This is a genomic window from Psychroserpens luteus (assembly GCF_015319355.1).
GTDB classification, from domain to species: Bacteria; Bacteroidota; Bacteroidia; order Flavobacteriales; family Flavobacteriaceae; genus Psychroserpens; species Psychroserpens luteus.
The window spans coordinates 35402-62272 of record NZ_JADILU010000009.1 but is presented as its reverse complement, the minus strand read 5'-3'; the positions used below and the strand labels follow the sequence as shown (position 1 = coordinate 62272).

Annotated in this window: 24 protein-coding genes; 16 read left to right on the top strand and 8 right to left on the bottom strand. The window is 31.3% G+C overall.

Annotated features, from left to right (window positions below):
- Nucleotides 1–10 precede the first annotated feature (10 nt).
- From IM744_RS18495 to IM744_RS18460, 8 genes are all read left to right on the top strand, one after another.
- Nucleotides 11–2206 carry a PepSY domain-containing protein gene (locus IM744_RS18495; protein ID WP_194509664.1) on the top strand — a complete coding sequence of 732 codons (2196 nt, stop codon included), beginning with the start codon at nt 11–13 and terminating at the stop codon, nt 2204–2206.
- Between the two features lie 10 nt (nt 2207–2216).
- Entirely contained in the window at nt 2217–2543 is a 327-nt protein-coding gene (locus IM744_RS18490) for a DUF6686 family protein (RefSeq protein WP_194509663.1), read from the top strand.
- A gap of 152 nt (nt 2544–2695) precedes the next feature.
- Nucleotides 2696–3895, top strand: coding sequence for a DUF4856 domain-containing protein (locus tag IM744_RS18485; protein ID WP_194509662.1), 1200 nt, complete (start codon nt 2696–2698; stop codon nt 3893–3895).
- Between the two features lie 86 nt (nt 3896–3981).
- Entirely contained in the window at nt 3982–5094 is a 1113-nt protein-coding gene (locus IM744_RS18480) for an imelysin family protein (RefSeq protein ID WP_194509661.1), read from the top strand.
- A gap of 95 nt (nt 5095–5189) precedes the next feature.
- The gene (locus IM744_RS18475) at nt 5190–6557 is read left to right on the top strand and encodes an HTTM domain-containing protein (RefSeq protein WP_194509660.1); all 1368 of its coding nucleotides are present in this window, start codon (nt 5190–5192) and stop codon (nt 6555–6557) included.
- On the top strand, nt 6538–8964 hold the full coding sequence (locus IM744_RS18470) for a TonB-dependent receptor domain-containing protein (protein ID WP_194509659.1): 2427 nt from the start codon (nt 6538–6540) through the stop codon (nt 8962–8964). The genes IM744_RS18475 and IM744_RS18470 overlap by 20 nt, the downstream gene beginning before the upstream one ends.
- 93 nt (nt 8965–9057) lie before the next feature.
- Entirely contained in the window at nt 9058–10530 is a 1473-nt protein-coding gene (gene guaB / locus IM744_RS18465) for an IMP dehydrogenase (protein WP_194509658.1), read from the top strand.
- 118 nt (nt 10531–10648) lie between these two features.
- Complete coding sequence (locus tag IM744_RS18460) at nt 10649–10792, top strand: hypothetical protein (RefSeq protein WP_194509657.1); 144 nt, start codon at nt 10649–10651, stop codon at nt 10790–10792.
- Nucleotides 10793–10898: 106 nt separating this feature from the next.
- On the opposite strand, the gene IM744_RS18455 is transcribed toward IM744_RS18460, so the two are convergent.
- The 3 genes from IM744_RS18455 to IM744_RS18445 all read right to left on the bottom strand — a co-directional run bounded on the left by IM744_RS18455 (nt 10899) and on the right by IM744_RS18445 (nt 13016).
- Entirely contained in the window at nt 10899–11585 is a 687-nt protein-coding gene (locus IM744_RS18455; RefSeq protein WP_194509656.1) for a hypothetical protein, read from the bottom strand.
- A gap of 79 nt (nt 11586–11664) precedes the next feature.
- Nucleotides 11665–12507 (bottom strand): mechanosensitive ion channel family protein, encoded by an 843-nt coding sequence (locus tag IM744_RS18450; protein ID WP_194509655.1) that lies wholly within the window; start codon nt 12505–12507, stop codon nt 11665–11667.
- 86 nt (nt 12508–12593) lie between these two features.
- On the bottom strand, nt 12594–13016 hold the full coding sequence (locus IM744_RS18445) for a PH domain-containing protein (protein ID WP_194509654.1): 423 nt from the start codon (nt 13014–13016) through the stop codon (nt 12594–12596).
- 258 nt (nt 13017–13274) lie between these two features.
- Between IM744_RS18445 and IM744_RS18440 the strand changes: the two genes are divergently transcribed.
- Together IM744_RS18440 and IM744_RS18435 are read left to right on the top strand one after the other, a co-directional pair.
- A complete protein-coding gene (locus IM744_RS18440) occupies nt 13275–14192 on the top strand; it encodes an ABC transporter ATP-binding protein (protein WP_194509653.1) in 918 nt (305 codons plus the stop codon).
- Nucleotides 14193–14197: 5 nt separating this feature from the next.
- Nucleotides 14198–14980 carry an ABC transporter permease gene (locus tag IM744_RS18435; RefSeq protein ID WP_194509652.1) on the top strand — a complete coding sequence of 261 codons (783 nt, stop codon included), beginning with the start codon at nt 14198–14200 and terminating at the stop codon, nt 14978–14980.
- A 423-nt stretch (nt 14981–15403) separates the two neighbouring features.
- Here the strand turns inward: IM744_RS18435 and IM744_RS18430 are convergent, their stop codons facing one another.
- The 3 genes from IM744_RS18430 to IM744_RS18420 all read right to left on the bottom strand — a co-directional run bounded on the left by IM744_RS18430 (nt 15404) and on the right by IM744_RS18420 (nt 18048).
- The gene (locus IM744_RS18430; protein WP_194509651.1) at nt 15404–17260 is read right to left on the bottom strand and encodes a M1 family metallopeptidase; all 1857 of its coding nucleotides are present in this window, start codon (nt 17258–17260) and stop codon (nt 15404–15406) included.
- Nucleotides 17261–17363: 103 nt separating this feature from the next.
- Nucleotides 17364–17600 carry a hypothetical protein gene (locus IM744_RS18425; protein WP_194509650.1) on the bottom strand — a complete coding sequence of 79 codons (237 nt, stop codon included), beginning with the start codon at nt 17598–17600 and terminating at the stop codon, nt 17364–17366.
- Nucleotides 17593–18048 (bottom strand): SRPBCC family protein, encoded by a 456-nt coding sequence (locus IM744_RS18420; RefSeq protein ID WP_194509649.1) that lies wholly within the window; start codon nt 18046–18048, stop codon nt 17593–17595. Before IM744_RS18420 ends, IM744_RS18425 begins: the two co-directional genes overlap by 8 nt.
- A 394-nt stretch (nt 18049–18442) precedes the next feature.
- Between IM744_RS18420 and IM744_RS18415 the strand changes: the two genes are divergently transcribed.
- Genes IM744_RS18415 through IM744_RS18395 form a run of 5 tightly spaced genes read left to right on the top strand, consistent with a single transcriptional unit; the run spans nt 18443 to nt 23817 of the window.
- Nucleotides 18443–20389 carry a peptidylprolyl isomerase gene (locus tag IM744_RS18415; protein WP_194509648.1) on the top strand — a complete coding sequence of 649 codons (1947 nt, stop codon included), beginning with the start codon at nt 18443–18445 and terminating at the stop codon, nt 20387–20389.
- A gap of 1 nt (nt 20390) precedes the next feature.
- Nucleotides 20391–21242 carry a peptidyl-prolyl cis-trans isomerase gene (locus IM744_RS18410; RefSeq protein ID WP_194509647.1) on the top strand — a complete coding sequence of 284 codons (852 nt, stop codon included), beginning with the start codon at nt 20391–20393 and terminating at the stop codon, nt 21240–21242.
- The gene (locus tag IM744_RS18405) at nt 21226–22662 is read left to right on the top strand and encodes a peptidylprolyl isomerase (RefSeq protein ID WP_317175405.1); all 1437 of its coding nucleotides are present in this window, start codon (nt 21226–21228) and stop codon (nt 22660–22662) included. Before IM744_RS18410 ends, IM744_RS18405 begins: the two co-directional genes overlap by 17 nt.
- Before the next feature lie 5 nt (nt 22663–22667).
- Nucleotides 22668–23621, top strand: a complete 954-nt coding sequence (locus IM744_RS18400) for an AAA family ATPase (RefSeq protein WP_194509645.1) — start codon at nt 22668–22670, stop codon at nt 23619–23621.
- Between the two features lies 1 nt (nt 23622).
- A complete protein-coding gene (locus IM744_RS18395) occupies nt 23623–23817 on the top strand; it encodes a GldL-related protein (RefSeq protein WP_194509644.1) in 195 nt (64 codons plus the stop codon).
- On the opposite strand, the gene IM744_RS18390 is transcribed toward IM744_RS18395, so the two are convergent.
- Both IM744_RS18390 and IM744_RS18385 read right to left on the bottom strand, forming a co-directional pair.
- Nucleotides 23814–24407, bottom strand: a complete 594-nt coding sequence (locus tag IM744_RS18390; protein WP_194509643.1) for an SCO family protein — start codon at nt 24405–24407, stop codon at nt 23814–23816. The genes IM744_RS18395 and IM744_RS18390 overlap by 4 nt on opposite strands.
- 3 nt (nt 24408–24410) lie before the next feature.
- Nucleotides 24411–25553, bottom strand: a complete 1143-nt coding sequence (locus IM744_RS18385; RefSeq protein WP_194509642.1) for a hypothetical protein — start codon at nt 25551–25553, stop codon at nt 24411–24413.
- Between the two features lie 38 nt (nt 25554–25591).
- Here IM744_RS18385 and IM744_RS18380 point away from each other — a divergent pair, with 38 nt between their 5' ends.
- Entirely contained in the window at nt 25592–26728 is a 1137-nt protein-coding gene (locus tag IM744_RS18380; RefSeq protein WP_194509641.1) for an acyltransferase family protein, read from the top strand.
- Nucleotides 26729–26871: the final 143 nt, after the last annotated feature.

Genomic DNA, 26871 nt, shown 5'->3' with positions numbered 1-26871 from the left:
ATAATTAAGAATGACCATTTCTATTTGGAGATTTAGCCATTTTATTTTGGCTTTAATTTCCTTTTTTTTTATAGTTTTAGCTTCGGTTACTGGTATGATTTTGGCTTTGGAGCCAATTTCAAATCAGTTACAACCATATGGAATTAATAGCAAAACACCAGTAGCGACAACTATAAAGCATTTAGCAGATTGTTATGATGAAATCCTGACTATCGAAACCGATGAGAATGATTTTGTTGTAGCGTCTGTTATAACAAACGAAGGAGAAAACGATACCTTTTACATTAATCCTAAAACAGGCGAAAAATTAGGGGATTTAATAGAAAAAGCACCAGTTTTTAGTTTTGCGACCAATTTACATCGTTCATTATTTTTAAAATCTACCGGACGATTTATTGTTGGTTTAGTCTCTTTTTTTTTAATCTTAATGGCTATTTCAGGAATGATTTTAATAGCCAAAAGACAAGGTGGTATTCGTCGCTATTTTTCTAAAGTTATTAATGAAAACTTTGAGCAATATTATCATGTCGTTCTTGGTAGGTGGCTTTTAATTCCTATTTTAATTGTAGCACTAACAGGTGTTTATTTGTCTTTAGAAAAATTTTCATTACTTCCAGAAACTAACATATCTCATGAGTATCCTGAAGTTTTAACTTCGGAAATTGATAAAATTCCAACCTCAGATTTTCAAGTATTTCAGGCTTTAAAAATAGCAGATGTAAAAAGCTTAGAGTTTCCTTTTTCCGAAGATATAGAAGATTATTTCTTTATTAAACTGAAAGATAAAGAGCTTTTGGTCAATCAATATTCTGGAGCAATTGTTAGCGAACAAGAGTATCCATTAACACAATTATTGTCGCAATGGAGTTTGTTTTTACATACAGGTCAAGGTACTATTGTATGGTCTATTGTATTGTTTTTAGTTTGTTTGGTATTGCTGTTTTTTATCTATTCAGGCTTTGCAATGACCTTAAAACGCAGGAAAAATATAGATATTTCTAAAAATAGATTTACTAAAGATTCTTCGGAAATTATCATACTCGTAGGTTCAGAAAGTGGAAATACATTCAGTTTTGCCAACTTATTTTATGAAGCATTAATAGCTCAAGGTAAAACGGTTTTTATTACTGAAATGAATAAATACAGCACCTTTAAGCAAGCCAAGCAAATGCTTGTGTTTACATCAACGTATGGAGAAGGAGATGCTCCAATTAATGCTAATAAATTTGAGAGTTTAGTAGAACATTCAACTCAAAATCATACTATAGATTATGCTGTATTAGGTTTTGGATCCTTACTCTATCCTGAATATTGCAAATATGCCGAAGATGTTGATCATTTATTGAAATCGCATCAAGGTTTTAAGCAGTCATTAGAGCTATTCAAAATCAATAATCAGTCGTTTGAGGCTTTTCAAACTTGGGCAAATCAATGGAGTATTGTTAATGGTTTACCGCTTCAGATTAAGCAACCTGTCGTAAATCTTAATTCAAAAAATACGAGACAATTTAAAGTTGTAAATCGTACAGACTTAAATGTAGATCAAACCTTTATGTTGCAATTAAAACCGACTAAAAAAGTGAAATTCGAATCTGGAGATTTGTTAGCTTTTAGGCTAAATGTAAATGAAGCTGCTCGACAATATTCCGTAGCAAAAATAGGAGATGATATTTTATTGAGTATTAAAAAACATGAGAAGGGTTTATGTTCATCATATTTAAGTACGCTTAATGTTAACGATATCATTTCTGCAACAGTTGAGTATAATCAAGAGTTTCATTTTGCGAAGTCATCAAAAGCAGTCGTTATGATTGCAAACGGAACAGGAATTGCTCCGTTTTTAGGGATGATTGATAATAACTTAGCACAAAAAGAAATTCATTTATTTTTAGGCTTACGTACCAAAGCATCTTTAGAACTCTACTCAAGTGTCATTGATGAAACTTTTAATAAAAATAAACTAAAAGATTGTCATGTCGCATTCTCACAAGAAAACACAGAGAAAGTGTATGTTCAAGATATAATACTCCAACAAGCAGATTTTATTGCAAATCATCTCAAAAATAAAGGTTTGATTATGATTTGTGGTTCAATAGTAATGCAAAATCAAGTTTTAGAACAATTACATGATATCACCAATATGAAACTACAATTGCCTTTAAGTGATTTTGAAGCTAATCAACAAATTAAAACCGATTGTTATTAAATAAAAGACTATGTGTCACAGTGTCAAAGTAATATCAAAAACAAAAAGTGGAGAATTATCTATTTGTGAAACTTGTAAGGTTTATCATCTTGAGTTTAATAATATTTATCTAGAACTTAATACAAAACAGTTTTTACAGTTAAAGAAGTATATCATGTCTGTAGAAATAGCTTATTGGGAGCATAAATATTCTTGTTCTAAAATGAAACGAAAAATACCATTACCATTGCTACAAGAAAATTTGGTTTTGATGTTTAACCGACAAGAAGTTACAGAACTTAAAACCTTATTTAGTTTAAAAAATAACGGTTATAATGAGATTTTGAAACTACAATAAATAGATTACATGCTGATCGTTAACTAACTATAAGTTTATTTAAATTTAATCTAAATAAACTTTGATTTATTGAAATTGTATTTTATTTTTGCACTCGAATTACAATAGTTATTTGTATCAAGTCTAAATAAAAACAATTTAATTAAAGAAATATGAAAAAATTAGCGCTTAGTTTATGTGCTTTTGCAAGTTTATTAACATCATGTTCAAGTGACGATGATAATACTACAAGTCAACAACAAATCGTAACTCCAGTGTCTTATAGTTTCGAAAGAAATGGAGAATCATCTGTAAGTTTTAGTGGTCAAACAACTAGAATCGCAATGGCTGGAGAGTTAATATCTGCTTTAAAGGTTGAAACAAATACAGAGGCACAGTTAGATGGTATGTTTGCTCATGTTGAGGGTAACGCAGATTTTTCTGATGCAGATTTAAACGCTTCAGATAAAAGTATTCGTTCTAAAGTAGCTGCTTCTAAAGATTACTTTTCTGCTAATGCAACGCTTTCTGCTACAATTAAGTCTGATTTTGATTTATGGATAGAAGATCAAGCAACTAATGTTTTTCCAAATTGGTCTACAATAGCATCTGCAGGAAATGCAGGACAATTACAACAAGCTGGTGGTGGAAGCTTACGCTATATCAATGCCAAGGGTTTTGAATTAAACCAATTAGTAGCAAAAGGATTAATAGGTGGTTTAATGACAGATCAAATTTTAAACAACTATTTGAGTCCTGCTGTTTTAGACGAAGCATCTAACATAGAAAATAATGATAATGATGTTGTAGAAGAGGGTAAGTCTTACACTACAATGGAGCACAAATGGGATGAAGCTTTTGGTTATCTTTATGGAGCAGAAGCTGATGCTTCAATGCCTGTTCTTGGTGCAGATTCATTTCTTAACGAATATATAGAAAGATTAGAGTCTGATGAAGATTTCGCTGGGATTGCACAAACCGTTTTCAATGCTTTTAAATTAGGTCGTGCTGCAATTGTTGCAAAAAATTACACTGTAAGAGATGCTCAAGCTGAAATTATTAAAGAAAACATTTCAAAAATACCAGCTGTTAGAGCTGTGCATTATTTGCAAGCAGGTAAAGTAAAACTAGCTGAGAATGATATGGCTAGTGCATTTCACCAATTGTCAGAAGGTTTTGGATTTATTTACAGCCTACAATTTACAAGACAACCAAACTCATCAACTCCATATTTCACAAATGCAGAAGTGATGGCTTATATAAATGAATTATCTCAAGGTAACGGGTTTTGGGACGTTACACCAGAAACTTTAGATACAATCTCAGAAGAAATTGCAGCACGTTTTAACTTCACAGTTGAAGCAGCAAACTAATATCTTGCTTAGTCTCAAAAGCAAATGCGCTCATTAGGTTGAACGCATTTGCTTGTTTATCTTTGCAAACCGAAAAAACACAAAAAATGATTAAGAAAGTAGTTCTAAGTTTATTTGCAATTGCGATGTTAATTGCTTGTAGTAAGTCTAATGATTCAGGAGGAACAACAGATGATTTTAATCGTCAAGCGATGTTAACCAACTGGGCAGATAATATTATTATTCCAGCGTTTCAAGATTTGAGTGGAGATTTAGCGACATTAACTTCTGCTAAAGATTCATTTGTAGCAACACCAAATCAAACAACTTTAGATGCACTAAGGTTATCTTGGTTAGAGGCGTATAAAACATGGCAATATGTTGAAATGTTTAATATTGATAAAGCAGAACAGACCAATTACTTGTTTCAAATGAATACTTACCCAACTAATGTTACAGATATTCAAAACAATATTACTACGGGAATTTACGATTTTGGAATAGTTAATAATAATGACGCAGTTGGTTTTCCTGCTGTAGATTACATGTTATATGGTATAGCTGATAATGATACCGAAATTTTAAATGCTTATACAACAGCATCAAATTTTGAAGCTAACACAACATACTTGTCAGATTTGATTGATCAAATGCAATCATTAACAACGATAGTTTTAGAGGATTGGACGTTAAACTATAGAGATGAATTTGTAAACAGTACATCTAATACAGCAACAAGTTCTACCAATAAATTAACTAACGATTTTATATACTATTATGAAAAAGGATTGCGAGCTAATAAATTTGGAATTCCTGCAGGTGTATTTTCAACATTGCCTTTAAATGATAAAGTAGAAGCATATTATAGTAAAGACGCATCTAAAATATTGGCATTAGAAGGATTACAAGCTGTCCAAGATTTTTTCAACGGAAAAGCATATAATTCATCAGTAAATGGAGAGAGTTTCAGTTCTTATTTAAACTATCTAAATACGATAAGTGAAGGTGAGAATTTAAGCACGTTGATTAATAATCAGCTTAATGAAGTTAGAACTAAAATTCAACAACTTAACAATGATTTGTCACTACAAATAGAGACAGATAACGCCAAAATGTTAGAAGTCTATGATGAGTTACAAAGAGCAGTTGTACTTTTAAAAGTAGATATGATTCAGGCGATGAATATAAGCGTTGATTTTGTAGATGCAGATGGAGATTAATCTCACTCACATAAAACAATTAAGATTCTTTAGTGATGCAAATCGCTAAAGAATCTTTTTTTTTAATATACACTAAGTGCTTGATAAACTAATTAATGATTACTAAACTTAAATCATACCTAAACAAAACCACAAACGCTGCACCACTAGCAGTATTTCGTGTGTTTTTTGGTATCATGATGTTTTTTAGTATCATTAGATTTTGGTATCATGGCTGGATTGAAAAGCTCTACATCGATCCTAAATTCCATTTTAAATATTACAATTTTGAATGGGTAAAATCTCTTGGAGACTATAATTATCTTTTATTTTTTATCTGCGGAATTTCAGCACTATTCATCGCATTTGGTTTAAAATATAGAGTAGCAATTATTGTATTCTTTTTGAGCTTTACATATATAGAACTCATAGATAAAACCACGTATCTTAATCACTATTATTTTATAAGTGTATTGAGTTTTTTGATGATTTTTTTACCTGCAAATGCTAAATTTTCGGTAGATAATTTACTTCGGAAACGCAGCTACAATCAAATCCCAAACTGGACAATTGACAGTATAAAACTACTGTTAGGGATTGTTTATTTCTACGCAGGAATTGCAAAACTAAATAGTGATTGGCTATTCAAAGCCATGCCTTTGAAAATCTGGTTACCTTCAAAATATGACCTACCAATTATTGGGAACAATCTTATGCAACAAGATTGGTTTCATTATGCGATGAGTTGGTCTGGGATGTTGTATGATCTAACGATTCCTTTTTTATTGTTGTATAAACGAACACGTCGGTTTGCTTTCGTTTTGGTCGTTGTTTTCCACGTATTCACACGCATTTTATTTTCAATTGGTATGTTTCCTTATATCATGATTGTGGCTACCTTAATTTTCTTTGACGCTAGCGTACATGAAAAAATAATAACAGTAATTAAACGACTGCTTAAACCCTTCCGAAGACAAATAAAAGCACCAAAAACTCAAGATATATATCAATTTTCTAGCCGAAAGATCTTACTCCCAATCCTCGCTATTTTTTTTGCCTTTCAAATTGTATTTCCGTTTAGATATGCGTTTTATAAAAATGAACTATTTTGGACAGAAGAAGGTTACAGATTGTCATGGCGAGTAATGCTCATGGAAAAAGCAGGATTGACGACCTTTAAAATTGCTAATTCTAAAACTGGACAGTACTTTTACGTCCAAAATTCAGATTTTTTAACCGCTTTTCAAGAAAAGCAAATGAGCTTTCAACCTGATTTTATATTAGAATATGCTCATTTTTTAGGCGATCATTTTAAAGCACAAGGACATGAAAATGTACAAGTTTTTGCAGATAGTTACGTAGCACTCAATGGTAGATTAAGCAAGCAATATGTTGATCCAACCATAGATTTATATCAAGAAAAAGAATCATTTAAACCCAAACACTGGATTTTACCATTTAAAGATGAAATTAAAGGATTTTAAATTAATTATAGTACTATTTTTATTTAGTTTGCCAATCATTGGTCAAACCAAAATTTCTGGATATATAACCAATGGCAATACCAATGAAGTCATTGCCAATGTTCAGGTTTTTGATAAGGTTTCAGGATTGTTAGCCACGTCAGATGCTAAAGGTTATTATGAGTTTTCTTCAATAAAAACGAAACTCACAATAGTGTTTTATATTTCAGAATTTGAAATTATTGAATTAGAACAAACCCTTGAGAATGACAAGAACTTAAACGTGGTGTTATTACCATTACAAGAAGATCTTTCAGAAATCATAATCAACGCAAGACGAGCTAAAGTATTTGAACTCAATAGACTCAAGGATGTTGAAGAAACTTCAATTTTTGCAGGTAAAAAAACTGAGGTTGTTCTCGTAGATCAATCGCTGGCAAATTTAGCGACTAATAATGCTCGTCAAATTTATAGTCAAGTTGCAGGATTGAATATTTACCAAAATGATGATGCAGGATTGCAACTTAATATTGGAGGTCGAGGTTTAGATCCAAACCGTACAGCAAATTTCAATACCAGACAAAATGGCTATGATATTAGCGCAGATGTCTTGGGTTATCCAGAAAGTTATTACACACCAGCAGCCGAAGGTTTAAAAGAAATTCAAGTGATTCGTGGTGCAGCATCATTACAATATGGAACACAGTTTGGCGGACTCATAAACTTCAAAACCAAAGCGCCAAATCCAAACAAACCAATTGAGGTAATCACAAGAAATACTGTAGGTAGTTTTGGTCTCTATACAAACTTTACGAGTCTTAGTGGTACAAAAGGTAAGTTTAGCTACTATACTTATTTTAACTATAAAAAAGGGGATGGGTTTAGACCAAATTCAGAATTTGAATCTAAAAATGTGTTTGCACATTTAGGTTATAAATTCAATGAAAAAACCAACATATCTGCAGAGTTTACGCATTTGCATTATCTCGCTCAGCAAGGAGGAGGTTTAACAGATGCTCAGTTTAATGAAGACGCGCTACAAAGTAATAGAGAACGTAATTGGTTTAAGGTGAATTGGTTGCTTTATAACTTAAAATTGAGTCATAAATTTTCAGAAAAAACAAACTTCACATTTAATGCTTTTGGTCTTAATGCGTCTCGTGATGCTTTAGGTTTTAGAACCAATCGTGTAGACCAAATAGATCCAAATGGAGAGCGTGATTTAATTAAAGGTGAATTTAAAAACTATGGAGCAGAAGCTCGATTATTGAGTCAATATAAGTTCTTCGGAAAAGAAGCAACCTTCCTAATAGGTTCTAAGTTTTATAAAGCGAACAACAACGAACAACAAGGTCCAGGATCTGACGGAAGCAGTCCTGATTTTGACTTTTATAACGATGAATTTCCAAATTATTCTGCACAATCACAATTTGATTTTCCAAATTTAAACGTCGCTGTATTTGGAGAGAATATCTTTTACTTAAATGATAAATTTTCTGTTACACCAGGATTTCGATTTGAGTATATAAAAACCGAAAGTGAAGGTTTTTTCAAACGCATTAATACAGATGCAGCAGGAAATGTCATTTTTGAAGAAACCATAAATGATGATCGAGATTTTGAACGTAACTTCGTATTGTTTGGGCTTGGTTTGAGTTATAAGCCTACAACAGCTTTAGAAATTTATGGTAATATTTCACAAAACTACCGTTCTGTAACTTTCTCAGATATTAATATCAATAATCCAGCATTTGCAGTCAATCCAAATATTACAGATGAAGATGGGTTTACCGCAGATTTAGGTTTCCGAGGAAATTATAAAAACAGTGTGTCTTATGATTTAGGAGTTTTCGCTTTATACTATAATGGTAGAATTGGGTTTATCCAAAAATCTTTTGATGATGGTCGTGTGATTAGCGAACGTGGTAATGTTGGTGACGCTAGAATATTTGGAGTAGAATCTTTAGTGGATTTTAATTTGAAAAAGATTCTTAAAATGGATAACGACTTTAGCCTTAACTATTTTGTGAATGCGTCTTTTATTTCTTCGGAATATACAGACTCGCAACAATCTGGTGTTGAAGGTAACGAAGTAGAATTTGTGCCAGATGTCAACATCAAAACTGGATTTCGATTTGGTTATAAAAATCTAATGGCTAATGTGCAGTATTCTTATTTAGGACGTCAGTTTACAGATGCTACAAACTCTGAAGAAGCAAATCTAAGTGGAGTCATTGGAGCGATACCGCAGTATGATATCATGGATGTGTCATTATCATACACATACAAACGTTTTAAATTAGAAACAGGTATCAATAATTTACTAGATGAAACCTATTTTACAAGACGTGCAACGGGTTATCCTGGACCTGGAATAATTCCGTCGGCACCAAGAAATTTTTATGCCACATTGCAAATTAAATTATAATGTTTCTATAGTTTTAGTTTAAGATTTAACCTAGACTTAATACAATTTCTTATTTATATTGTATCTTTGCATGCAATTAATTCTAATTGCATCATGACAGCACACGAAAACAAAATTGTTGGAGAAGGTCTTACTTACGACGACGTACTATTAGTTCCAGCTTTTTCTGAAGTCTTACCAAGAGAAGTTAATATTCAAACCAAATTCACGCGTAACATTACGATAAACATTCCTGTGGTTTCTGCAGCTATGGATACGGTTACAGAGAGCAAAATGGCAATAGCTATGGCTCAAGAAGGTGGTATTGGTGTACTTCATAAAAATATGACGATAGAGCAACAAGCCGAAAAAGTACGTAGAGTAAAACGTGCAGAAAGCGGTATGATTATCGATCCAGTAACATTGCCATTAACAGCAAAAGTGAGTGATGCTAAGCAAAATATGGCAGAACACAGTATTGGAGGAATTCCAATTGTGGATGATAATGGTTTACTTAAAGGAATTGTGACAAATCGTGATTTGCGTTTTGAGCATGAAAATGACAGACCTATTGTTGAAGTAATGACTTCGGAAAATTTAGTAACTGCAAAAGAAGGCACTTCTTTGAAAGATGCCGAGAAGATATTACAGCAAAATAAGATTGAAAAATTATTGATTGTTGATGATCATTTTAAACTAAAAGGACTCATTACATTTAGAGATATTACTAAAGTAACCCAAAAACCAAATGCAAATAAGGATACCTACGGAAGGCTTCGCGTTGCAGCTGCTATTGGAGTTACAGGAGATGCTGTTGAACGCGCAACTGCATTAGTAAATGCAGGAGTAGATGCAGTTATTATTGATACAGCACATGGTCATACTAAAGGTGTGGTTTTAGTATTAAAAGATATAAAGAAGAAATTCCCCAAGTTAGATGTTATCGTAGGAAACATAGCAACAGCAGAAGCAGCAAAATATCTTGTTGACGCAGGAGCAGATGCTGTAAAAGTTGGGATTGGTCCAGGATCTATTTGTACGACTAGAGTTGTTGCAGGAGTTGGATTTCCGCAGTTCTCAGCAGTATTAGAAGTCGCAGCAGCTATAAAAGGATCTGGAGTACCAGTGATTGCAGATGGCGGAATTCGTTATACAGGTGATATTCCAAAAGCAATAGCAGCAGGAGCAGATTGCGTGATGTTAGGGTCGTTATTAGCAGGAACAAAAGAAAGTCCTGGAGATACCATTATTTATGAAGGACGAAAGTTTAAATCGTATCGTGGAATGGGATCTGTAGAAGCTATGAAACAGGGAAGTAAGGATCGTTATTTCCAAGATGTAGAAGATGATATTAAAAAATTAGTACCAGAAGGTATTGTTGGTCGTGTACCGTATAAAGGTGAATTGGTAGAAAGTATTCATCAGTTTATTGGCGGATTGAGAGCAGGAATGGGTTATTGTGGTGCAAAAGATATTGAGACTTTAAAAGAAACAGGACGTTTTGTGAAAATTACTGCGTCTGGTATTAATGAAAGTCATCCTCATGATGTGACAATTACTAATGAATCTCCTAATTATTCGAGATAGAATTAATATTACATATAATAGAAAGCACAACGTTATGTTGTGCTTTTTCTGTTTTATAATAGTTTGTTTATGAGATAATCATTCTAAGGTGTCTTGATTTTTAGTTTTAATACAATGGATGAGAGATATAAAAGAGACGATTGTTCAAACTCTTTCCAGTAAAATGACAGGTAAGTTTAATAAAACAAAAACTAAACAGGCTATTGTTGCTCCAGATAGATTTAATAATTCAAAAGATTTTTACATTTCCGAAGGTATTTAATACATAAGAAAGGAGAATTTAAAATATACCAATGGATCCAATCTAATCTATGGTCGTCATTTAGTTTTTATTGAAAGGTGTGTTTTGATTATTAGCAAGATGCTTTTTACAATTCTTGCAAAGGCGTTTTATTATTGATTTGAATTTTTACTTCAGATTTTTTTACTTTTCTTTCTATAATTGATACTGCCTTAATTTGTTGTTTCCAATAGACGCCTTTATTAATAGTTTCAATTGCTATTCCTTTACCAGATTTTATGATCTCATTAAAATTACCTTCTTTGTAATTTACATACCAATCTGGATTTACAGGCAAATCTTTGGCATATTTAAAGATTCCTTCTATTTCAAAAGGCTCTTCGTTATGGTTTTTTAAAGAAACAGCAGATTTAGTTTTTATGATTGTACAAGGATGATTGAGAATTGTGCTATCTTTTAATACCTCGAAAGTAGTTTTTGACGTGTTCTTTGTAATATCTATCCAGAAGATAGTATCTGAGTCTTTAGTACTCATATAGGATTTATGATCTTTTAAATTCAATATTCTTTCCTGAAGTAATTCGCCATTTGGAGAAAAATATTCCTTTTTATAATTACCTTTTTTGAATGTAAGGATCATTTTTGAACCAACCATTTCTTTAATTCTATCTGGAGAGAAGTTCTTATTATAGGGCGTATATTCAATATTATAGATTACTTGCCCTTCAAAGTATTTTGTTTTTTCTAAACTTGAGTTATAATCACTAGGAGAAAGAAGTGTAATTGAAAATATTAGTAAAATTAGTCTTTTCATAATTTTCAAGTTAATTGTACACTTTCATGTTTACGATTAATTACTCTGGTTTGAACTAAGATAATGAATAGAAAATTAATCAATCTTGTTTCATTTCAGATTTTATATGCACATCCATTTGAGGAAAAGGAATCGTGATATTATTTTCAATAAATTTATGGTTTATTATTCTGCGTATATCACTTTTCATTCTATCTGAACCAAAAATAGTACTACTATAAAAGAGAACTTGGAAGTTTAATGATGAATCTCCAAAATTTACAAGTCTAGCTTCTATTAGTTTTTCATCATTAACTTCTGGATGTTCTTTGGCACTTTCTTCAAGAATCTTAATAATGAATTCTACATCACTACCATAAGCAACTCCAATTTCAATTCTAAATCGATTTTGTTTTTTCTGAAGACTCCAATTAATAACTTTGTTTGTCGTAATTAAAGAATTAGGAATTATTATTGAAATATCATCTGTATTTAATCCTTTTGATGTTCGTAATCCAATTTGTTGTATTTTTAAAATTCCGCCATCTATTTCCAAAATATCACCAACTCTAATTGTTCTTTCAGAAAGTAAAATGATTCCAGATATAATATCGTTAAATGTTTGTTGTAAGCCCAAACCGATACCTACGAGTAAAGCTGCAGAACCAGCTAATAAAAGGGAGAGCTTAACTCCAAATGCTTCTAGAATGATTCCAAAAGTAATGACCCAAACGACGTATTTTATAATTTGATATAAAGAATATGTATTTCCTTCGTTGAATTGATCTTTATTTCTTCTACGAAAAATAGTTTTTTTAATGATCCATAAAATAGCTTTAGTTAAAACAATAAGTAATAATACCAACACCAAAGTACCAACCTTCAAACTATATGTTGAGATACTAAAAAGCTCAAATTCTAAAAATTTATTTAACAATTCCATGTAGTATGATTAGTGGTGTGTTTAAGTACATAATTTAGTAAATAAAAACCGAAAATAAAATCTATAAGAATTTATGTAAATGGTTTTTATTCCGTTATTTTTATTTTAGATTTTAATTTTAGTAAATCCGAAATCAGTTCATTATTATTTTCAGGCGCAATATAAATTTCATCATATTTATTGAACTTGATAACAAGACCATTTCTCGCCAATGCTGGTTTAATTCCGCTCCACATAGTTTTTCCTTTCAATATTTCTTTTATGGTTAGAATTTCAATTTTTCCTCTTAAAAATCCAGAACGATAAATCAGTTCGTTCTTTTCAATTTTATAAAACGTATCATAATAAATCCAAAATATTAAAATCAAAGGACTCAATAATGGTAAAAGAATAAAAGGTTTTTCCGTAAACGTATTCTTATCAAGAAAGAAAACCACTATCGGTAATATCACAGAACCAATTAATAAATAATTGATAAACCCTTTTCTATTTGCTTTATAAATTTTCATTCTATTCAATTTTTTTCAGTTTACACATAACAGTCTTTTATATGAAACGTACCGCTGAAAAGAAGCGATAAAATTTGGCGACTTTCCAAAAAATGCCTAAACCATTGTGTTCGCTAGGACTTGCACTATTTTTATATACGTTGTTTTGCAACATTTTAATTCAATTGAAATATATTAAATTATCATGAATCTGTATAACAGATTGTTACAATTCGTCAATTGATTCGTTTAGTTAGTAAGTAAATCAATCAGACTAGTATGGAACAACTTATTGTAAACACACAAAACCTCAATTTTTCTTATAATAAAACAAAACAGGATATTGAGAATTTGGAACTAAAAATTCCTAAAGGAAGTATCTATGGATTTCTAGGGCCAAATGGTTCTGGGAAAAGCACTACAATTCGGTTGTTGCTAGGACTTCTAAAGAAAAATTCAGGATCAGTTGTTCTATTTGGAGAAACATTTAATAATAAAACTAGGCTTAAAATTTTAAATAGGGTAGGAGCCTTAATCGAGAATCCTTCTTTATATGATCATTTAAATGCGGTTGATAATTTAAGAATTGCAGCTAACTATCGTCAAAATATAGCATCTAACAGAATAAATGAAGTATTAGAAGTTGTAAAATTAACGGATGCAAAAAATAAAAGAATAAAAGAATACTCTCTCGGAATGAAGCAACGCTTAGGGCTTGCAATTTCATTATTAAGTAATCCTGAACTAATCATTTTAGATGAGCCAACAAACGGTTTAGACCCAAAGGGGATTATTGAAATGAGAACACTTATTAAAGATTTAAATGAAACGTATGGGACTACCATATTTATTTCTAGTCATTTGTTAAGTGAAATTGAAAGAACGTGCACACACGTTGGTATTATTAGAAATGGTAAGATGATCTATCAAGATACTGTAGCGAGTTTAAAAGCCTCTAAAGGCTCAAATATAAAATTAGATATAGAAGTAGATAAGCCAATTGAAGCTTTGTCAATTCTAAGGAATTTAAAAATGGAAAATATCTCTTTGCTTGATGATTTTTTACAAATTGAAGTGAAAAATAAAGAAGAAATTACAGGAATTATAGATGTTTTAAGAGCTGAAAAAATTAATATTTATCAAGTATCTATTAAAAATAATTTAGAAGAGCTTTTCTTATCACTAACTGAAAACTAAAAATCATGACAGCATTATCATTCTATATATCAAGTATAAAAAATGAATTTATTAAGTTAAAAAGAACATTTGCTTTTTGGCTTACTATTATTAGCGCACTACTTTTTCCTATATTATTTTTTATAGCATATTTTTTAAAACATAAAACAAATACACCAGAAGTTGGAGTTAATCCTTGGGAAAAATTCATGACTATCCAAATTGAAAATTCCATTCCTTTTTTTATACCAATGTTTATTGTGTTAATTACAAGTTTAATTATGCAGATAGAACATAAATCATTAGGGCTAAAGCATTTGTTTGCTTTGCCAATCCCGAAATGGAGCATCTATTTTGGAAAATTAAGCATAGTGATTTTCGCTATAATTACGACTTATATCTATTATTATTTAGCCATTTTATTATCAGGATTTTTATTAGGATTAATACATCCAGATTTGGCTTTTTTGAATTTTCAGCCAGAACATTTAAAATATATTAAAATGCTAATAATTTCTTTTGTGGCTTCTTTAGGAATTATAGGAATTCAATTTTGGCTAAGTTTTAGATATAAAAACTTTATTGTCCCTTTAGGAATTGGGATGTTTTTAGCAATTATTGGGATAATTGTTTCTCAAGCTCCACAATCTATTTATTTTCCTTACTCTTTTAGTGTGTTATCTGTTTCTTTAGGTGATAAAATGCCTTTAATTTTAGGTGTTTCGTCTGTTACAGTTTTTAGCGTAATATGTTTTTTAGTAACTAGTATTTTGGGTTATATCCATATAAAAAATTTAAATATCAAATAAATATTTATATCTAATTAATGTCAAATTAGTATTTATTTAAATAAATTGAATTCATTATATTTTTAAATAATCTCTCTCTCTGAAGCTGGGTTTTCCGAAATGACGAACAACGTGTTTCTTTAGTTTGTATTACATATCTTTAAATAGGAAAAGAGGAGAGCTCTAAAGTGTTTTAGAATTATAGATTCACTACGCGTACGAGTTCTTTCTTTCTATATAGTTGTCAAGAACCATTTGGAATACCAGGAGAATAATCTCCCAATAAAGTAAGTAGTCAAAGTAACTAATTTAGCAAATAAAAACAGCATACAAAATCTGTAAAAATTTTCGTAAGTAGTCAATAACAACTCAAATATACACTCAAGTTTCAACGTGATTAATGTCTAAAGCAGTGAGTGTGTTAGGTAATCTCTGAGCTTAAAGTTACTTCCCATCATAACCCAATAACTCATCAATTGTATAAGCAGTAACACTATGATAATTAGGTCTAGATTTTTTGTAAATAGCTAAAGCTTCATCAACCTTATCTGCTTTTTTAAAGGCCTTAAATAATGTAGAAACATACCAACGTCTCCCAACTCTTATTAAAAAGTCTTCTATTTTTTGATCAACACTATTACCATGATAATCATGATTAATAGCTTGTTCATACCAAACCATTGCAATATGAGAATTTGTCGAGTTTGTGAAATTAAAAGCGTTATCTAATCGCGTTAAATCATCGGTTGTAATAGTTTCTGGGAAGTTTCTTATAAAATGCACCCATTCTTGTGTGGTCCAGTCTTTAGTTTTAGACACGTCAACAGATTTGGTGTCTAAAAATGATTGCAAGGTTTTCTCAGCATTCTCAAATTTATTAGAAACGATTATAGATTGATTGTCTGGAATTCCTGGTTGGTAAATCCATTCATCAACATTAAAAGTAATAGTGTTAGGTTCTAATAAATTACTATTTAGATACTCAACGAAACCTTCAGTTGTTACTGTAGAAAAGGCATTGGTTTTAAAATAGTTTTTTAGAAATGCATCAAATTTCTCACGACCTACGGTATCTTCCAAAGTTCTTAAAAATAAATAGCCTTTATCGTAAGCAATACTATTCATTCCATCGTCAGGATTTTTGTCGCTCAAATCTAATTTGAGTTTCGTCATATCTGGTTCATCTTTAAAACCTTCAACTTCTTCTTCCAAATCTTGTCTGCCAATTAACGCAATCATGTTTGCTCTATCTTTTCCGTAGAGAGCCTCCATAATTCTAATTTCAAAATAAACCGTAAACCCTTCGTTAAGCCAAAAATCATCCCAAGTAGCATTAGTTACTAAATTTCCAGACCATGAGTGCGCCAATTCGTGAGCAATTAAAGACGTTAGACTTTTATCTCCTGCAATCACAGTTGGAGTTGCAAAGGTTAAACGCGGATTTTCCATACCACCAAACGGAAAACTAGGTGGTAAAACAATGACATCAAATTGATCCCAATCGTAGGCACCATATAAGTTTTCGGCAGCTACGACCATTTTTTCCATGTCACTAAATTCTGCTTGAGCTTTATCAACCATAGATTTTTCGGCATAAACACCAGTACGATTACTCACAGGTTTGTACTCTAAATCTCCAACTGCCAACGCAATAAGATAAGGCGAAATAGGTTGTTTCATTTTAAAATTATAAACACCATCTGCAGTTTTTTCTTTTGGGTTTTCGGCACTCATAACTGCCATCAATTCTTTTGGGACAACGACTTTTGCATTGTATGTAATACGAATTTGCGGACTATCTTGAATAGGAATCCAAGTTCTCGTTAAAATTGCCTGACCTTGTGTAAATAAAAACGGATGTGTTTTATCTGCTGTTTGCTGAGGACTCAACCATTGCAAGGCTTCAGTTTTATTAGTCGTTTTATAGTGTATTGCTATTTGTTTTGTTTCTTCGGAAATTGGAATACGCAAAGCTTGTCCTAATTGTTTATCAAATGTTCCTAATTTGAATGCTGCTGGTTTTCCGTCGGCTTCTGTGCTAATAATATTTAGAAATTTTGTGTCTAGGACGATTTCCGAAGCATTATTATTTTCAATCTTATACGTTGCAGTACCATCTATAATAGCGTTTTCAAAATCAACAACAATATCTAAGTCTAAATGTTTAATTACAGCCTCATTTGGCTTTGCATTAGAGTGCAATTCTTCAACGTATTTAGGAGTCATAGATGTTTCTTTTTTTTCTTCGGCACAATTAAAAGCAAGAATAATTAGCGCACACAAAAGCATTTGTTTTTTCATAATATAAAATTGAAAATCGTGAAATTTATAGTGTAGTGAAAAGTAAATAATTTATATGGAAATGAGAGAAGATTTAGTCCTAAATTAAAATTAGACTATAAATTTAATCTTCATACAATGTGCCACGATGTGGTTTTAGAGCATCTCTAATAGGTTTCATTTCGTCATCTGTAACCACCATAAATGCAATACTATGTGCATCATTGATTTGTTCAAAGCCAGTGATATCGAGGTTTGTGTTTTTAATGGCGATAAATTCTTTGAGATGTTTTTCGTGGTGCTCAGCAATTTTTTGAGCGTCAGGACCTCTAAAGTCCCAAATGAGTTTTAGTTTACGCATTGGTGACAGAGATTCCGTTTTCTGCAAAATTTTTAAAATCTTGCATGTATTTTTGCGATTGTTTTTTGAAGGTTCTTGGCATAAAAAATAACATGAGTCTCATTGAGAAATTTAAAGGTACATACTCACTCTTAGATGTCCATTTTGTGAATCCTTCACTAGTTTTTTCAAAATAATTTTGCTGTACATTATGCATGGATTTTGTGGTGTAATTGGCATGAAACTCGTTTGGGAAATTACGTTTTGTTATGGTTTCAATAATTTGCATTTTACGCTTTCCAAATTTATAATTGAGTTTCATTTTGGCGCCTAATTGACCTAAGTCACCAGATATATGCTCTGCAGAAACCAATCCACGTTGCCAATGTTTCATGTTGTCAACATTATCCATTTTTTTTATAAACTCATCTAAAGGAACATTAACCTTTATTTCTGTTGTGTATTTCATTTTGAATTTAGAGGGATTATTCAAGCTTAAAGATAAGTTATTTTTAAAATATATAGACGATTGGAAAGTCCAATAACCATAATATTAGCCAAGCGGTTAAAGTTATGATTTTAAGCGTTAATTAAGCATACTAAATACAATGGTCTTAACGTTTGTTAAAAGCGACTTGTTTTATATGACAATTGTTTTATTTTTGCTGAAATTGGATACACAAATTCAATTTCAATAAATAAATTTAAACATGTATCATGCAATACCTTTTGACATGATGGATGTACTACAATTATTAAATTATATTTAACCAAATGAATCGAGCATGTTAAAATCTCTATTATTCATAACAATGATTAATAGAGAACAACATGTGAACTTCAAAAAAAATAAATTATAACACATGAAATTATTAGTAAGCATAGTTTGTTTCTGTTTTGCTTTTTTAGCTCAAGCACAAGTAAAAAATGATGATGTTTTATTCACAGTTGATGGAGATCCTATTATGTCTTCTGAATTTGTAAGGGTATATAACAAAAATTTAGACCTTGTAAAAGATGAGAGTCAAAAAGATATTGATGCTTATCTGGAACTTTTTATTAATTACCAATTAAAAGTAAAAGAAGCACGTCGTTTAGGTTTAAACGAAGATGCTAAATACATTAGAGAGTTTAATAATTATAAAAAGCAACTCATCAAAAATTACATGTCAGATAATAAAGTGACAGATGTTTTAGTTAGAGAAGCTTATGAACGTACAACTAATGATGTGAAAGCATCACATATTTTAGTTCGTATAGATGAATCTGTAACAGATGATACCTTAGCAGTGTATAATAAAGTGCTCAAATTACGAGAACGTGTCATCAATGAAGGTTTTGAAGCAGTTCAAAAAGAGGTGCATGATGGTAAAAGTGTTTTTGCAGAAGATTTAGGTTATTTTGGCGGATTTAAAATGGTATATCCTTTTGAAACAGCTGCATTTAATACTCCAGTTGGAGATGTCTCAATGCCTTTTAGAACTCGTTTTGGGTATCATGTTGTTAAAGTGTTTGAAAAACGTCCATCTCTTGGAGAGGCAACGGTTGCACATATTATGGTGTCGATAAAACAAAATGATAGTACCGTAAATCCAGAAGAACGAATCAATCAAATCTACAAGAAATTGCAACAAGGTGAGAAATTTGAATCTTTGGCTAAGCAATTTTCAGATGATAAAAGCTCATCTCAAAAAGGAGGTGCATTAGCTCCATTTACAGGTGGTCAATTGCGAGCAAAAGAATTTGAAGATGTGGCTTTCTCTTTAGAAAACAAAGGAGATATGTCTAAACCTTTTAAAACAGATTATGGATGGCACATTGTTAAATTAATCAATAAAAAAGGAATCCAGCCTTTTGAAGAGGTTAAAGGTGAACTTGAAAATAGGGTAAAGCGAGATTCTAGATCAGAACTCATAAATTCTGCATTAGTGAAAAAACTAATGGCAAAATATAAAGTTAAAGAAAATAAAAAAGAAGGTTTAGCTTATATGGAAACAATCCTTAATGAAGGATTTTTTAAGCAGTCTTGGAAAACTCCAGAAGACATAAAAGATGGAGCTTTAATTACCATTAGAGATACTAAAATTTCTTATGATGATTTTGCAGGTTTCTTAATGAGTATTCAACGTAAATATAATAATAGAGCTGTAGATTTTAAATCACTTTTAAATACAGAGTATGATGCTTTTTTAGAACAACAAATATTAAAGTATCATGAAGATAATCTAGAATTTGAAAATGAGGATTTTGCTTTTGTTTTAAAAGAATACAGAGATGGACTTTTATTGTTTGATCTTATGGAAAAAGAAGTTTGGAACGCAGCTGTAAAAGATACAGTTGGTTTAAAAAAGTTCTTTAAAAATAACAGTTCTAATTATGTTTGGAGCAATAGAGTGGATGCTGTCATTTTATCTTCGGCTTCTAAAGAAACTATAGAGAAGGTGAAAGCTGACTTACAAAAAGATATTTTCGTAGAAACTATTTTATCAACTATAAATAAAGATGATATTCATAAAGTGATTTCAACAGCAAATACTTTTGAAGAAGGAAGTCAAGTATTGCCTCAAGATTTTGAATTTAAAGAAGGTGTGTCTCAAATTTATGAGCATAATGAGTCTTATCATGTTATACTTGTTAAAAAGGTATTGCCTGCAACTAATAAAACACTTGATGAGGCTAAAGGTAAAGTGGTGAGTGATTATCAAAATTATATCGAAGATAATTGGGTCGCATCACTTAACAAACGCTTTAAAGTAGAAGTTGATAAAAAAGCACTAAAACGTGTTAAAAAACAAATCTTAAAAAACTAAGTTGAGACAACTCTTTGTTATACTATTATTTGCTTCACTAGTTGTGTCGTGTGATTTTTTTAAAGAAACCGACGATAGAATTCCTGTGGCTAGGGTTGGTGAGAGCTATCTTTATGAAGAAGATATTGAAGGGTTAATAGTTGAAGGAACTCCAGCTAATGATAGCATTCAAATCATCACTAGTTTTATCAATCGTTGGGCAACACAACAACTATTATTAGAAGGAGCCGAGCGCAATTTATCTGAAGACAAGCAAACCGATTTCAATAAACTCATAAAGCAGTATAAAAATGATTTGTATACCAAAGCTTATCTAGAAGCTTTAGTTAAAAAAAGTATTGATACAACGATGAATGCTGCACAAGCTCAAGCTGTTTATGAAGCCAATCAAGAAACATTTAAACTCAATGAAGAACTGGTAAAGTTTAGATATATTACGATTCCACAAAATGCAATAAATGAGGATGATATAGAAAAGCGATTTAAGCGTTTTGATGATAAGGATAAACGCTTTTTAGATTCTATATCTGTTCAATTTAAAAGTTATTCTCTCAATGACTCTATTTGGATTAAAGCGTCACAAATTACCGAAAAAATTAAAGTTCTAAATTCTGAAAACAAAAAAGAACTGTTAAAAAAATCTAATTTTATACAACTCAAAGATTCATTAGACCTATATTTGATGCAAATTGAAGATGTCCTTTCTCAAAACGATTTGGCACCTTTAGAGTACGTAAAGCCTACAATTAAACAAATTGTAATTAACAAAAGAAAATTAGAGTTGATTAAACAACTTGAAAAAGATATTACTAAAGATGCAATTAAAAATAAACAATTTGAAGTCTATAAATAAATCAGTAATTACAGCACTTGTTGTAACCTTATTTGCTGCAAATATCACAGTAGCACAAGAAATTATTGAAGATGTGGTTGACGCATCTGCAAAACAAAGAGATACAACGAGTACTACTGGTCGTAAAAAAGTAGATGGTGTTGCAGCAGTTGTTGGAGATTTTGTCGTTTTAGACTCAGATATAGATAAAGAGTACATCCAATTACAAGCAAGAGGTGTTTCTATTAAAGAGATTTCTAGATGTCAGCTCTTCGGAAAATTGCTAGAAGATAAATTGTATGCTCACCATGCAATACAAGATAGTATTACAGTAAATGAACTAGAGATTCGTTCTAATATTGAGCAACAAATTGAAGCGTTCTTAGAACAAAAAGGAGGTTCTATGGCAGAGCTTTTAGAGTTCTATAATAAGGATAGCGAGCAAAGCTTACGTGAAGAAATGTTTGAGATCAACAAGAACTCAAAGTTGGCAGGTGATATGCAACGTAGAATTATTGAAGACGTTGAAGTAACTCCAGAAGAAGTTAGAGAATATTATAACAGCATCCCGAAAGATTCTTTGCCAACGTTTGGTACAGAACTTAAAGTGGCTCAAATTGTTGTGATCCCAGAAGTTTCAGAAGAAGCAAAACAAGCAGTTATTGATAGACTTAAAGAGTACAAGGCAGATGTTATAGAAAATGGAGCAAGTTTTACAACTAAAGCTGTTTTTTATTCAGATGATACTGCTGCACGATCTAAAGGTGGTAAATACACACTTAATAGAAAACGTCCTCAAATGGTTAAAGAATTTCGTGATGTAGCGTTCTCATTACAAGAGGGTGAAATCTCAGAGCCTTTTGAAACAGATTTTGGATTCCATATCATTTTATTAGAAAAAATTAGAGGTCAAGAATATGATGTGAGACACATTTTATTGCGTCCAGAAGTTACAAATGAATCTGTAAAAGCTGCCAAAGAAGAAATTACTAAAGTAAAAGAACGTATAGAATCTGGTGATTTAACATTTGCAGATGCAGCTCGTGAGTTTAGTGATGAAGAAGAAACGAAGTTTGAAGGCGGACAATTAATTAATCCATACACACAAGATTCTAGTTTAGAGTTAACAAAAATGGATCCTGAATTGTATGGCCAAATTCAAGATTTAGCAGACAACGAGATTAGTTTAGTGCTGCAAGATCAAGATAGAGTTAATCCAATTAAATTTAAAATATTAACCGTTACAGATAGAACTGAAGATCACCAAGCAGATTTTGCTCGTGATTATCTTAAAATTAAAGCACTAGCTTTACAAGAGAAACAATTTAAAGCTATTGAAAAGTGGCAAGAAGAAAAGATTTCTGACACGTATGTGAAAATCAATGATGATTTTAAAAGCTGTGAATTTAGTAGTAACTGGTTAAAAACTGAAAAAGAATAATATTTATGTCTGACGTTGCTGCAATAGAACAGTTTGTAAAAAAGTATAATGCCCTAAAAACCGAAGTTGCCAAAGTTATTGTTGGTCAAGATGAGGTTGTAAATCAGATTTTGATTTCTATATTTTCTGGTGGTCACTCTTTATTAATTGGTGTTCCTGGTTTAGCAAAAACCTTAATGGTAAACACGATTGCTCAAGCTTTAGGCTTAGATTTTAAACGTATTCAATTTACTCCAGATTTAATGCCTAGTGATATTTTAGGTAGTGAAATCTTAGATGAGAACAGACAATTTAAATTCATCAAAGGTCCAATATTTGCCAATATTATTTTAGCAGATGAGATCAACCGTACACCTCCAAAAACACAAGCTGCATTATTAGAAGCGATGCAAGAACGCTCAGTTACTGTTTCTGGTCATAATTATAAATTAGAATTACCGTATTTTGTATTAGCAACTCAAAACCCTATTGAGCAAGAAGGAACGTATCCTTTACCAGAAGCACAATTAGACCGTTTTATGTTTGCTATTAATTTAGAATATCCATCATTTGCAGAAGAAGTGCAAGTTGTGAAAGCAACGACTTCAGATCATAAAGCAACTGTAAACGCTTTGTTTTCTTCACAAGAAATTATAGATTTTCAAAACGTGATTCGTCGTATTCCTGTTGCAGATAATGTGATAGAATACGCTGTAAAAATGGTAAGTAAAACAAGACCAAAAACATCTACTTCTTCAGAGCTTGTTGCAGAGTTTGTTGATTGGGGAGCAGGACCTAGAGCCTCACAAAACTTAATCTTAGCAGCCAAAACTCATGCTGCTATTAACGGGAAGTTTTCTCCAGATATAGAGAATGTTCAAGCTGTAGCCTCAGGGATTCTACGTCATAGAATTATTAAAAATTATAAGGCAGAAGCCGAAGGTATTACAGACGAACAAATAATTAAAAGCTTATTTTAAAATGAATCTAAGAAAACTTATTCCAGCAGCAATCATACTACTTTTAGGAATTGGAGCAACTATTTTAGGAGCGCTTTTTAAAATTCAACATTGGCCTTATGGTGCAATGATTTTAACTTTTGGGACATTTTTAGAATTAATAGCAATTATAATAGCTATTTACACGCTTATTAAAATGTACAGAAGTAAAAGCTAGTCGAGCAAGCTTTCAATATCTCGTTTTAAAAGGGTTACCTCTTCATCCAACAAAATATTATAGAATCCACGTATATACTGTTCTTTATCAATTAAAGCAACATAGCTAGAGTGGTAAAAATCAGTACCATCTTCATTAGGTTTGAAGTTCGTTTTTAATACACTTGCTATGTCTTCTAGTTTTTCTTCGGAAGGTGCTCGCAGTAAATTCCATTGCGTAGAATTGATGTTGTGAAGCTCAGCATGTTTTTTGAGTTTATCCACAGTATCATTTTTAAAATCTATAGAAATTGAATACTGTTTGAAATTCTTTTCTTCGGAAAACGTCTCAGCAAGATCCTGTTGTTTAATTCGCATTGGCGGACAAATAGAAGGGCAACTCGTGAAGAAGAAATTCATGGTATGCACTTTCCCTTCCGTAGAAGATGACGTTACAGTTTCTCCATCCTGATTTGTAAATATAAAATTATCAATTTTATAGAGTTCCTTTTTTCCATCGATATAATTAAAACTCAAAACAGGAAGTTTAGGAGTTTTGTTTTTGCAAGACATCAATACAACTAGAACAACTAAAAGGAATTTAATTTTCAAAAGCTATAATTTTAGTTCTTTGATTTTATGATCCATGTCAGCATCATAATAAAAAATAGCCATACTAGCCATCATCTCTTGGTCTTTATCAGTTATATTATCAACTTCTAGAAGCATTTCATAGGTATGATCTTTATACATCCAAATTCCTTTTTGATTTGAGAAAGATGGTGTATTTTTTAATCCAATCTTATCTGTAAAATTTTCACTTTTGCAATCATAAATGACTTCTCCTGTAGTTTTATCTTTCAGTTTAAAACGGTCAGCAAAAGGATGTAAATGTGAGGTAATTTGATGCAATCTAATACTATCTTTTATCTGTAATTGCTGAGAAGTATCATAAGAATAACTGTGTTTTCCTGGCGTAATAATCCAATGACCAGAAAGTGCGTTGCCATCGTTATCAAGATATGAATGGTTTTTCGTTTCAACAGGAATACATGCATTTGGTAACATTTCTGTTGGACCTTCAAATGGGTTTTGAGGATCATAAGGAAACATCATAAAAACTGTTTTTGGTTGTAAAGGAATTAGTGTTTTGTCACTATTTTTTGTAAAACCAATTTTTATTTTATGCTTTATATTAAAAGTAGAATCTGTAATGTTATGATTGAGCGCTTGTGCATTAATAAAAAGACGCTCGTTTGAAAATACAGGGAAACCAAATCCATCTGGCAAATCAAAAGCTTCAACACCATTACTTATAGATGTAATTCTTGGGTATTGAGAATTGATGCGCTCTGTCATGTTCCAACGGTTGTAATGCTCTGCATCACGATATTCAAAATTAGTATGACATACAAAATCATTAGACATTTTTCGTTGCTCGTCAGATGAAACTGCATTGGTTTTAAAAGACGTCAACCATAGTAATTCTTCTTTACTATCATCAATCATGAGGTATTGGTCAGATTTTGGACCTTCCATAGATTTGTAAATATTACTAATCACAAAAGTAGGAGAGGTGAAGGTGACACTGTTATCGGTTAATTCCGTTTTCCACTCAGAATCCACGATACCTAAAGTATAAAAGACTTTAGATTTTATTAATTCCTGATGTCTTGTCTTTAGGGATTTGAAATAAATAAAACCACCAACAAGAATTAATACTAGAAAAATTAATATAAATTTAGATCTTCTTTTCATATATAATCAAATGTAATGAAACCACATTTATAAAAAAAATGAAGATAAACTACGATAAGCGAATTTTTGGACTCGACATCATGAGAGCAGTTGCCATTTTGTTGGTGGTTTGCTCACATGCGGTTTGGATTTTTCCACAGACAAAAAACATACTCACAGATTTAATGAGTTTGGCTGGTGTTATTGGAGTCGAAATCTTTTTTGTGTTGAGTGGATTCCTCATTGGAAGACTAATTTATAATCTTTTTGTGTCTTCGGAATTTACGCGAAAACAAATCACCTATTTTTGGGTAAGACGTTGGTTTAGAACCTTACCTAACTACTATTTAATTCTTGTGTTTAATGTTGTTTTGGCGATCATGTTAGGTGTAAGTATGCCAGATAATTTATGGCAATACTTCTTTTTTATGCAAAACTTCTCATGGGAAATGCCTTTGTTTTTTGGAGAATCTTGGAGCTTACCAATTGAAGAATTTGCTTATATTATTGGACCATTACTCTTGTATCTCGTGTTGTTTCTGAAATTGAAAATCAACAAGTCTAGATTATTTTGCATCGTTACATGTCTTATAATACTTTTCTTTATGATGACAAAAGTGTACTATAACATCAGTCATCGAGGAACAGGTATGATGTTTTGGAATGTCAACCTAAAGGCAGTCACCATATATAGAATAGACGCTATTTATTATGGCGTTTTAGCAGCTTGTATTTCTTTAGTTAAACCCAATTTCTGGAGACGATTTAGAGTCTTGTTTTTAATCATTGGAGGACTAATATTTGTAGGACTAAACTTTATAATCCCAACTCAGCAAATCTTTATAGAAAGTCATCCATTTTTTTGGAATGTCTTGTATTTACCAATTAATTCTATAGCCATTGCTTTGACGCTTCCTTTGTTGTCACATATAAAATCAGCTCCTAAATTAATTGTTGTGCCAATTACAATTATTAGTTTAATCTCGTATTCAATGTATTTGATTCACTATTCTGTAGTGATGCAATTGATGAAATTTTTTTTTCCTACGGAAGGCTTATCAAACTCAAATCTCATGATATATCTTTCAATTTATTTTACAATTACTCTAATTGGTTCTTATGCGCTTTATGCGTTTTTTGAAAGACCTATGACGAATCTTCGTGATACAACCAAAATTAAGAATCGTTTTAAATAGTGTCTAGTTGTTAATTTTATAATTTTCGCCTAGTTTAATTGTTAAATCATCAATATAGTGATGAGTTTTGACTCTTTTATTGACATATCTGCACAGTATTCTACATTTTGTTACATATTTTAGAGTCTCCTTTAAAATTCGTA